At 71.1% G+C, this 10,097-nt stretch carries 10 protein-coding genes and 1 tRNA gene; 7 read left to right on the top strand and 4 right to left on the bottom strand.

Annotated features, from left to right (window positions below; genetic code table 11):
- The 4 genes from G6039_RS23420 to G6039_RS23405 all read left to right on the top strand — a co-directional run.
- Positions 1–568 (top strand): hypothetical protein (locus G6039_RS23420; protein ID WP_206531281.1); only part of this gene is annotated, 568 nt, incomplete at its 5' end.
- Positions 565–729 (top strand): hypothetical protein, encoded by a 165-nt coding sequence (locus G6039_RS23415; protein ID WP_161780428.1) that lies wholly within the window; start codon positions 565–567, stop codon positions 727–729. The genes G6039_RS23420 and G6039_RS23415, both read left to right, overlap by 4 nt.
- 236 nt (positions 730–965) lie before the next feature.
- Positions 966–1,331, top strand: a complete 366-nt coding sequence (locus tag G6039_RS23410; RefSeq protein WP_152103892.1) for a P27 family phage terminase small subunit — start codon at positions 966–968, stop codon at positions 1,329–1,331.
- A 266-nt stretch (positions 1,332–1,597) separates the two neighbouring features.
- The gene (locus G6039_RS23405; RefSeq protein WP_152103891.1) at positions 1,598–2,425 is read left to right on the top strand and encodes a DUF5677 domain-containing protein; all 828 of its coding nucleotides are present in this window, start codon (positions 1,598–1,600) and stop codon (positions 2,423–2,425) included.
- A gap of 11 nt (positions 2,426–2,436) precedes the next feature.
- Here G6039_RS23405 and G6039_RS23400 read toward each other — a convergent pair whose 3' ends face one another.
- The 3 genes from G6039_RS23400 to G6039_RS23390 form a co-directional block, all read right to left on the bottom strand.
- On the bottom strand, positions 2,437–2,895 hold the full coding sequence (locus G6039_RS23400) for a hypothetical protein (RefSeq protein WP_152103890.1): 459 nt from the start codon (positions 2,893–2,895) through the stop codon (positions 2,437–2,439).
- Positions 2,896–3,244: 349 nt separating this feature from the next.
- On the bottom strand, positions 3,245–3,508 hold the full coding sequence (locus G6039_RS23395; RefSeq protein ID WP_043797725.1) for a hypothetical protein: 264 nt from the start codon (positions 3,506–3,508) through the stop codon (positions 3,245–3,247).
- 178 nt (positions 3,509–3,686) lie between these two features.
- Positions 3,687–3,762: transfer RNA gene (locus G6039_RS23390), tRNA-Arg, on the bottom strand.
- Between the two features lie 489 nt (positions 3,763–4,251).
- Between G6039_RS23390 and G6039_RS23385 the strand changes: the two genes are divergently transcribed.
- The 3 genes from G6039_RS23385 (at position 4,252) to G6039_RS23375 (ending at position 7,773) form a co-directional block, all read left to right on the top strand.
- On the top strand, positions 4,252–5,025 hold the full coding sequence (locus tag G6039_RS23385) for a neutral zinc metallopeptidase (protein WP_029541939.1): 774 nt from the start codon (positions 4,252–4,254) through the stop codon (positions 5,023–5,025).
- Positions 5,026–5,351: 326 nt separating this feature from the next.
- A complete protein-coding gene (locus G6039_RS23380; protein ID WP_029541940.1) occupies positions 5,352–6,176 on the top strand; it encodes a M23 family metallopeptidase in 825 nt (274 codons plus the stop codon).
- A gap of 76 nt (positions 6,177–6,252) precedes the next feature.
- Positions 6,253–7,773, top strand: coding sequence for a glutamate-cysteine ligase family protein (locus tag G6039_RS23375; protein WP_043797723.1), 1,521 nt, complete (start codon positions 6,253–6,255; stop codon positions 7,771–7,773).
- Here G6039_RS23375 and G6039_RS23370 read toward each other — a convergent pair whose 3' ends face one another.
- On the bottom strand, positions 7,774–10,059 hold the full coding sequence (locus G6039_RS23370; protein ID WP_043797721.1) for a M28 family peptidase: 2,286 nt from the start codon (positions 10,057–10,059) through the stop codon (positions 7,774–7,776).
- Between the last annotated feature and the right edge of the window lie 38 nt (positions 10,060–10,097).

Below are 10,097 nucleotides of genomic sequence, written 5' to 3'. Positions count from 1 at the left end.
GCGCCCCGCCCTGGACCTGCTCCCCGAACCGGTGGCGAAGCTGCTCACCGAGTACGACACCGCCACCGTGCGCCTGCGGGAGACCGAGCGGGAGCTGCAGCGCCTGGCCGCCCGGGAGCGGGACCAGGAGGCCGCCGAGGAGGACGCCCAGGCCGCCGCCACCGCCGTACGGGCAGGGAAGAAGGTCCCCGCCCCTCTGGCCGCCCGGAAGCTCGAACAGGACCGGGCCGAGATCGCCCGGACCCTGGACGCCCACCGGGCCGTACTCACCGCCATCGAGTCGGACCTGAGCGAGGCCCGCGACAACGGGCCCGACACTGCGACCCTGGACCGGCAGGAGATCGACTCCGCCGCCGAGGCCCTGATCGCCGCCCTGGAGCGGGAAGTCGCCGCCCAGGCCGCCGTGGATTGGATGCGAGGCGCCCCCTACAGCCCGCACCCGGTCACCTGGGCCGTCGACGTGGTGCCCGGCCTGGGACTGCCCCGCAACGTCTCACCCAAGGTGGACGCCCGGCGTCTGATCGAGAGCCTGGTCGCCGCCCTCCTGGACGGACAGGGCGGAGCGTGACCGTGGCATTGGACGGCACCTTCGACCGCGGGACCCAGGGCTACCTGATGCCCCGCCTCGCCCTCGAGTCCATCGCCCGCAAGCGCCACGCCGCGGCTCTGGCTGTCCGAGAGGCCGCCGAGCAGGCCGAGCGTGAGTCCCAGGGCCCGACCGACACCTAGACCGACCGACGCCCGCAAGGGACGGCCCCGACCTGCGCATCCTGAGGTGGAGTGCTGCAGGTCGGGGTTGTGTCGGCCGACGCGGCGGACGCGAGCGCCCGGCTCAGCGGCGGGGGCTGGGCCACCGACAGGCCTCTGACCAGGCCCTATGCCCCCCGGGTGGGGCCTCTCCGCCCCTTTGGCATACGCGCTCGCCTTCCGTGCAATGCACATCGTGACTACAGAGAGGAGCCGACATGGCTCACAACGACCCCACACCAGGGCAGAAGATGGCCGCCGCGATCGTCGCGGAGATGGCCGAGGAGGGCCTGGTGCCCGACGCCAAGGAGCAGGCCCTGCTCGACGCCGCCGCCCAGGTGGTCGATCGCATCGACGCCCTGGAGAAGATCGTCGCCCGGGACGGAGAGCTGCTCACCAGCTCCACTGGGACGATCCGGGTCCATCCCGCCGTGGCCGAGCACCGCCAGCTCGCCGCCACGCTTCCGAAAGTGTTGTCCGGCATCGTCCTCGGCAACACCGCGACCGCTAAGGATCCGGTCAAGCAGCGCGCCGCCAATCGACGGTGGCAGCTGCACAACGATCGCAAGGCCGCCAATGGCTAGGGCCGCGACGGGACGCGCTCCTGGAGTCGCCGCAGATCCCTCCACCTGGCCGGACTGGGTGCTCAGCTTCCCGCGTAGTGCCCTGCACCCGAATGTTGAGATTCAGGCTCAGATTCGCGACGAATGGCAACAGTGGCACGTCGATCGTCGAGTGTGGCTGAACAGGCACGCCCCGGGTTGGACCTTCCCGATGGTCGATGGCGAGTACCGCCGTCGTCGGATCGCAGCTGCATCGGGGACAGAGCCCACCTAGCTACGATCGGTCGGTGAACTCAGACGAACGTCAGCGCCTGTCCACAGTCGCACGTCGCCTTCTCTCCGGGTGGAACGAGCGCTTCTACGGTGGAGCCTTCCAGGTGATGAACGAACGCCGCTACGACGCCGAGAAGGCAACACGCGTCCTGGCGTTCGCTCATCACACCCATCGCCTTGCGGCGGCCGGACTTCAAGTCCTGGAGAACTCGGATGCGATCATCGCTATGCCAACGATCCGCACATGCTTCGAGAGTGCACTTACCGCGCACTGGATCGCGCAGTCGAGCGACGGCGTGCAGGCAGTGCTCGAGCGAGAAACGATACGGCGGCGCGTAGCACAGGATGACCTGCGTAAGTCCGACAACCCTGTCTACCGGACCGCGGCTGAGAACATCGCGAGTACAGAGCCTCTAGGTCTCGATACAACCTCGCTCCAGCAGGCCAAGCGGTTCGAGCAAATGGTGAAGGACTTCGACGGTGGAGCTGAGTTGTATGTGATGTACCGCCACCTGTGCGGGTTCAGTCACGCATCGGGCGTCCTCTCGGACCAGTACTTGGAATTTGACGCCTCTTCGGAGTCGGTTGGGTACGGCCTCATAAGCGATCCGGTGACATCCGATGGTGCAGCCGAGGTGAGCATCCTCGCCTGTTCGATGCTATGGGCATCGTCAGCTGCTCGCCTCGTTCAGAAGGACCCCGCAGCCCGTGAGGGCGAGCTCAGCGAAGTCGCGCAGGAGCTCGACACAATCGCAGTTCTGAGTCTGACCGAGAAGGCGCAAGCTCGTCAGCGGACCCTTTCCGGTCGTAGCGGTGACGCGGGCCCTGCCGAGGCAATCTAGGACGCCTCGGCTCAGCTTCCCGACCCAGCCCCAGGAACCGGTGCATCCACTGCCGGTGGCTCTTGTGGCTGTTCGACCGGCGGCGCGGGCAGCTCGACTGGGGACTGTTCTGCCGGTGCCTCGACCGCGGGCTGAGGTACTGGTGTATCGGTGTGGTCGGTGCTGGCCGAACAGGAGACCCAGAAGCTCGCTAACGCAATGAGTACCGCTACGAGGGAAATACCGATCGAGATATTGCTGTTCCGTATACCCTTGTCCCTGGCCTCGTCGTTCTTGGCCTCTCGGTCCGCGCGCTCGGCGAGGATCTGCTTTGCGCCCTCGTCTGTCTCCTTCATGCGACCGAGGATTGTTTTCTCCCGATCTGGGAGGCGAGAGGGATCTGCGTCTAACTGTGCCTGCCAATCTTCAAGCTTGGCCTCCACGCGCTGCTTCCTGGCGTTCTCTTCGGACTGAGATTCGGTGTCGCTCACACCAGACATTCAACCCGAAGCGGACCGCTACGCGGGCTCTCCTCGACCGAGCGGAGCACCCAAGGGTGCCGGTGTCGATATCCCCTCCCCGGAGCTCCCACGAACCATGCCCCGTTATCGCGTCACGGCCAACACCTCTGGCCACGTCTCGAGTGAGAGCGTGGCTGTGTCGGACCCTCACGACGCCTGGCCAGACTCATCGCGAGAGCGCCCGCCCCGGTTGGCAGGATTGATAGCACCGGGTCACCTTGGTTCACGTCGGAGGTGACGAGAGAAACGACGTGCAGGGGCTCACGGACCGTGGCGTGCAGCGCACAGGCCGGTGCAACGACCGGCCCGACGCAACACGTCAGGCCAGGGAGTCGTCCATGCCGCCGCCGACCAGGAACACGCGGTAGGTGGTGTGGTGGCCGCCGCTGTAGCAGGCGTGGAAGCCGTCGTCGCACGTAACGGTGGTGAGGGCGCCGTACTCGGCACGGAGTTTCTCAGCGTGCAGTTCTGCACGCACTACGGCGGCGCCGTAGGTCTCGGTGACACCGAGGTCGACGCGATGGCCGTTGGAGACGCACGACACCACGTAGGCATCGCGGGATAGATTGATGGAACGGTGCATGACGGGCTCTCTCCGTTGTGGCCGAGGCCCTGGCCGGTGTTGCGAGCACCGTCCGGGGCCGTTTCTGGTGGTCGGCCAGCACCGTGGAGCTCGGTCGGAGATTCGAACCTCGAAGGTCACGCGAGGGGCACGCGTCCCGGCCGGAGGCGAAAGATTAGCCTCTGACCAGCGGAAATTCTGGTGCCCCCGGCAGGATTCGAACCTGCGACACCGGCTTTAGGAGAGCCGTGCTCTATCCCCTGAGCTACGAGGGCGGCGCGCGGTGGACCGGCGGTGCCGATTCGATGCGCGGTGTGAGTGTAGCCGGGATCGCGGCGCCGGTGTGAAACGGTCGCGGAACCAGCGGCACGGCGAGCGCCGCCGCCGCGCCGACGGCGATCCACGTGACGGTCCAGGCCTGGTCGGAGGCGTGCGAGGCGGACAGCAGGGGCCGGGGTGCGGAAACTCGACCCGTAGATCGCGGCGCCCGTGAGGGCGATCGCCGTTCCCGCCCGGTCGTGCACCCGAATGTCACACGCCGTCAATCCAACCGAACGCATGTGACATTCGGCCGGAGGTGCGGCAGGTGACCTGCGGCAGGTGACCTGCGGCCGGTGACCTTCGGTCGGAGGTGCGGCCAGTGACCCCGGGGGTGGGAACCGTCCCCCTCGGGGTGCGGTGTGCAGCCCGAAGAGCCCTGGAGTGCGGCCGTGGCGTGCCGGAGGGTGGATCCGCACGCCGAATCCTCGTCCCCGGGAGTACTCATGCCTCGCTCGATCTCGCGCACGATCCGCTTCGCCGCCGTGGCCGTCGCCGCCGTGGTGCCCGCCCTGGGTGCCGTCGCTCCGGCCGCCGCGGAGGACGAGTCTGCCCTGCAACAGCTTTCGCCCACAGCGGAGTGTCCGTTCGCCGCCGGGAGCACCGGGCAGTACACGACGGACGCGATGGGACCGTATGTGCAGTGCTTCCTTCCGTCGATCGAGTCGTGGATCGATGCCACGTACCAGGACATGCCGCATCCCACCGCCTACTACTCGGTGGCGGCGGGGAAGTCGGGGGAGGCGGCGCCCGGCTGCGCCTACGACGAGAACTCGCTGATGTACTGCGCGGCCGACCGCAGCCTCTACATCGGCGAGAAGGCGGCGATGGACCTCGTGAACGGCTACGGGGAGATCGCCATTGCCGCGGTGCTGAGCCACGAGGTGACGCATCACTTCCAGACGATGCTGGCACTGCCGGAGCCCGACCCGGCCGAACCCAACAGTGCCATCCCCTACGAGAACCAGGCCGATTGTGGATCGGGCGCCTTCGTCGCGTACTCCGAACGCGACCTCGGCGTCACGGTCGAGCAGACCGACCTGGCGTCGCTGGGCCGGGCGTTCGCCGCGGTGGGGGAGGACAAGGGGCCGGAGCGCACCCACGGCACCGCCGAGCAGCGCATCCAGGCATTCGACACCGGCTACCTCAGCCCGTCGCCCACCCCGTTGCTCTCGTGCGTCGACTACATCCCCGAGGCGCCCATCGCGTACATCGGCTGACGCGCCGGGCGCTCCGCTGTGATCACAATCACATAACTGCCGTCGTCTCCTCGCGGTTCTGTATGCGCGCGAGGCGGCGCCGGGAGCCGCCGGCCCCGGCGGACGTCCCAACCCCGCCCGCGCGCACCAGGAGGGTGTTTCCGCAGTTCACGCGGGTGGGGCAGGGCTGCATCCGGCCGGGCTGCCGCCGGGTCGCCGTCGGTACCCACCGCAGAAGTGTCCGAAACGTAACGCTGGCGCTGCCCTATATCGTTTTGTTACTTTGAGTCGCCAGAAACGGCCGGGGCACACCCGGCGCGCAACGGACGACGGATGAGGTAGCAACTGTGGGACGGCACCAGCGGGCAGGCGACGAAGCGACCACCTTCGAGATGGATCTGTCCGGTGCGTCCTCCGGCCGCGGCCGGCACCGCGTCGAGCCCACCGGTCCGTCGGCACCCGTGAAGGCCGCCACCGTGGCCGCCGCCACCGGCGCCTTCTTCGCCGTGGGTGCCCAGCTCGCCGCCGGCACGGCCAGTGCCGCGCCCGCCCCCGCCCAGACCGGCACCCTGCCGTTCGAGGTGCCGCAGGGCCTGCTGCCCGAGGGCTTCGAGCTCCCGCAGCTGCCCGGTGCGCCCGCCCCGGCCGACGAGCACGGCCACGAGCACGCCGCCGCTCCCGCCCTGCCGCCGGAGCTCGACACCCTGGTCGACCAGTTCGCCGCGGGCCAGGGCTGGCTGAACAACCTCAACCCCGCCAAGCCTGCCACCGTGCAGCCCGTCTCGGGCACGCTCACCTCGGACTTCGGCCCCCGCTGGGGCAGCCACCACGGCGGCATCGACATCGCCGCCCCGATCGGCACGCCGATCAAGTCCGCCGCCGACGGCACCGTCCTCGACGCGGGCGCCGCCTCCGGCTACGGCCAGTGGGTGCGCGTCCTCAACGACGACGGCACCACCGCCGTCTACGGCCACGTCGACACCTACCAGGTCAGTGCCGGCCAGCGGGTGACCGCCGGTCAGCAGATCGCCACCGTCGGCAACCGCGGCTGGTCCACCGGCCCGCACCTGCACTTCGAGGTGTGGGACCAGGCCGGCGGCAAGACCGACCCCAACGCCTGGCTCAGCACCCGCGGCGTCGTCGCCGACTGGGGCAGCTACCGCGCCGTCTGACGCTCACCCCCAACTGCGGTCGCTCGGCCGCTAGGCTGACGAATCATCACCTAGCGGGGGAGAGGGACACGGCTCCATGGGCACGCAGATCAAGGCTCGCTCCTTCACCCGCGCCGACCGGCGCGAGTTCCGCACCAAGGTGCAGGCCTGCCTCGCCGCCCTGGACCGGATGCTGCGCGACGGCGCCTTCACCGACGCGCGCGAACGGCCGGAGCCGCTGCTCGGCATGGAGATCGAGTTCAACCTCGTCCAGGACGACATGGAACCGGCCATGTGCAACCTCGAGGTCCTGCAGGCGATCGACGATCACGCCGTGTTCCAGACCGAGCTGGGCCAGTTCAACGTCGAGATGAACGTCGACCCCGGGCCGTTCGCCGGTGACGCCACCCTCGACATCGAGAACACCCTGCGCGAGTCGCTGCGCCGCGCCGACACGCGGATGCACCGGCAGGACGCCCAGCTCGTCATGATCGGCATGCTGCCCACGCTCGAGCTCGCCCACCTCGACCGGGAGCGCATCACCGCCAACCCGCGCTACGAGGCCCTCAACGAGCAGATCTTCGCCGCACGCGGGGAGGACATCGAGCTCGATCTCGACGGCGTGCCCCTCCCCGGCCGCGACGACGCCGAACAGCTGCGGGCCGACGCCAACTCGGTCGTGCCGGAGGCGGCCTGCACGTCGCTGCAACTGCACCTGCGGGTGGCCCCGGAGGACTTCGCCGACCACTGGAACGCCGCTCAGTGCCTGGCCGGGGTGCAGGTGGCGCTCGCCGCGAACTCCCCGTTCCTCGCCGGCAAGGCGCTGTGGCACGAGAGCCGGATCCCGCTGTTCGCGCAGGCCACCGACACTCGCACCCAGGAGCTGAAGAATCAGGGGGTGCGGCCGCGGGTGTGGTTCGGCGAGCGCTGGATCGACTCGGTGACCGACCTGTTCGAGGAGAACTCGCGGTACTTCCCGGCGCTGCTGCCCGAGGTGTCCGACGTCGATCCGATCGCCGAGTTCGATGCCGGCCGGACTCCGCAGCTGCGCGAGCTGCAGATGCACAACGGCACCATCTACCGCTGGAACCGGCCCGTCTACGACGTCGCCGACGAGCACCCGCACCTGCGGCTCGAGAACCGGGTGCTGCCGGCGGGCCCGACGGTGCTCGACATCATGGCCAACGCCGCGTTCTACTACGGGGCGCTGCGCGCCCTCGTCGACGCCGACGTGCCGCTGTGCCGGTTCATGAGCTTCGACGCGGCCCGCGAGAACCTCGGGATCGGGGCCAAGTACGGCCTCGACGCGCGGCTGTACTGGCCCGGCCTGGGCTGGGTGGGCGCCGACGAACTCGTGCTGCGCCGGCTGCTGCCGATGGCGGACGCGGGCCTGACCGCCTTCGGACTGTCGCAGCAGGCGCGGGACCGGTACCTGGGCATCATCGAAGGCCGGTGCCTGAACCGGCAGACCGGGGCGGCGTGGCAGCGGGCGCAGGTCGTCGAACGGGAGGACGCCGGCGCCGACCGGCGCACCGCCCTGCACGGAATGATGCGTGACTACATCCGGAACATGCTGGGCGGCAAGCCCGTTCACGAGTGGCCGCTCGGCACGGCATGATCACAACCGGACGGTGCGGGTCACCGTGACCGCGGGGGTGACCACGGCCCGGTTCTCCGGAGCGGTGTATCCCGGGACGACGGTGAGGTCGTCGGTGACGTCGGCGACGTGCAGTACCACCGCGCCGTCGCGCGGGGCGACGGTCAGCCGCACCTCGATGCCCTCGGCCGGGGTCCCGGAGAACAGGAACCCGAACGACGCGGCCGGCGCGGCGCTCCGCCCGGCCACCACCGCCTCCCGCACCGCCGCGGACGTCCCGTCCACCCACAGCCCGATCGTCGGCGCCCCGCGCGGCGACGTCAGCCGCAGGGTCAGCGTCCGTTCGTCGCCGTCGGTGACGTCCGCGACGACGGCGAGCCCGGGCGCGGGCAGCGGCGCGACCGGCGCGGGCCCGTGGGCGAACCTGGTCTCGCTGCGCCACGGGAACGCGTCCGGCAGCGTGGCCGGCTCCTCGGGCAGCAGGGCGCGGCTCCAGGCCGAGGCGGGTGCGCGCGGCGACGCCCACACGGCGGCACCGGTGTCCGCGTTCAGCGCGTAGAGCAGTTGTTCCTGCCGCGGCGGGGTGGCGCCGTCGCGGTTGACCCAGCCGCCGACCGGCGCGGCCACGAGCACGACCCCCGCGGCGGCGATCGCGGCGAGCCGCAGCTGCGACGGCGCGCCGGCGGCGTCGACGAGCGGCAGCGCCAGCGCGAACAGCACCGCGACGAACACCCCCGCGAGCGGCGCTCCGGTGAGCAGACCGGCGTCGAACGACGCCACCGCGGCGGGCACGAGCACCACGACCGCCGGAACTGTCCCGGCCAGCGTCACCGGCGTCCGCCACCCGCGCCGATCGGTGGGCAGCAGGTCCACGACGAGCGCGGCGATCGCCGCGGGCAGCGCCGGCAGCACCAGGACGGTCGCGACGCCGAGGAAGGGCAGCGCGGCCAGGGCGGTGACCGTCACGGCGAGCAGCGCGCCCGTCGCGAACGCGGCAGGGCCGACGCGGCGGCGCACCGGCGGATACGCCGCGAGCAGGACGGCGACGGCCGCGGCCGCCGCGGCGACCTGATAGGGCACCGGCAGGTACGGCTCGCGCAGGACCGCCGAGGCCTGACCGGGAGCGATCCGCAGCGCGAGCCACCACGGAACGAACGCCGCGCCCGCCGCCGCGGCCGCCACGGCGATCGAGATCCCGCCCGACGCCGCGAGACGGCCCGCCGAGGCGGCACCGTCCCGGATCCGCCGGGCCGCGAGGGCGCCGGTGACGGCGGCGAGCAGCGCGGTCAGGGCGATCTCGAGCGGGCGCGGGTAGTGCACCGGCCCCCAGGGCAGCGTGACGACGACGTCGTCGCCCCCCGAGCCGAGCTCTGCCAGGTCGGCGGACGAGAACCGCTGTGCCGCAGCAAGGGTGGTTTCTCCCATGCGCTGCAGCGACGCGGTGTCGAGCCGGTCCGGGGTGTCGAGGGGACTGTGATAGTAGGCGCCGCCGCCGGCGATCGCGGTGTCCGCGGCGTGCATGCCGGCCTCGGTGAGGCGGCGGAAGTCGGTGTCGTTGGGCAGCAACTCGAACGCCGTCTGGGTGAACGAGTCCGCGGTCGTGCCGGGCACGCCGGACAGCACACCCACGAGACCCGCGTTGGGGGAGGAGATCCGGAAGGTGACGGGGATCCCGCCGTTGCCGCGGGCCTCGTGGTTGAGCACCACCGTCGGCCTCGCGTCGGCCGGTTGCCGCCGCGTGTACTCCTCGGCGCCGAGCAGGCCGCGTTCCTCGCCGTCGGTCACGAGCACCGTGACGTCGTTCCGGGGACGGGGGCCGGCGGTCAGGGCGCGGGCCGCCTCGAGCACCGTGGCGATCCCGATCCCGTCGTCGCCCGCGCCGGGGGAGCCGGCGACGGTGTCGTAGTGCGCGGCGAGCACGACGGTGCCGGTGGGGTCGGTGCCGGGCAGGGTGGCGACGACGTTCGCGACCCGGCCGCCCCGCTGGGTGCCCTGCACGGCGGTGGCCGACCAGCCGACGCCGTCGTCGACGCGGACGGACCAGCCGAGGTCGTCGAGGATGCGGACCAGGTACTCCCGGGCCTCGGCATGGCCGGCCGAACCCGGGGTGCGCGGCCGCGCGGCCACCGCCTCGACGTGGGTCGTCGCGCGGACGGCGCTGAACGCGGTGGGGGGAGCGTCGGCCGGTGCGGGTGCCGCCGGGGTCCGCAGCGTGGCCGCGAGCCCGACGAGGAGCAGCACGAGCAGTCCGATCCGGCCGGCCCGGCGGGTGCGGCCCGCGCCGGCGGGGGCCGGAGCATCGTCCATGCGAGCGAGCCTAGCGCCGGATCGTGGAGACGACCGTG

The organism is Rhodococcus aetherivorans (assembly GCF_011058165.1).
Taxonomy (GTDB): Bacteria; Actinomycetota; Actinomycetes; order Mycobacteriales; family Mycobacteriaceae; genus Rhodococcus; species Rhodococcus aetherivorans.
Note: the sequence above shows the minus strand (reverse complement) of the source record. Positions and strands in the feature narration are given on the sequence as shown.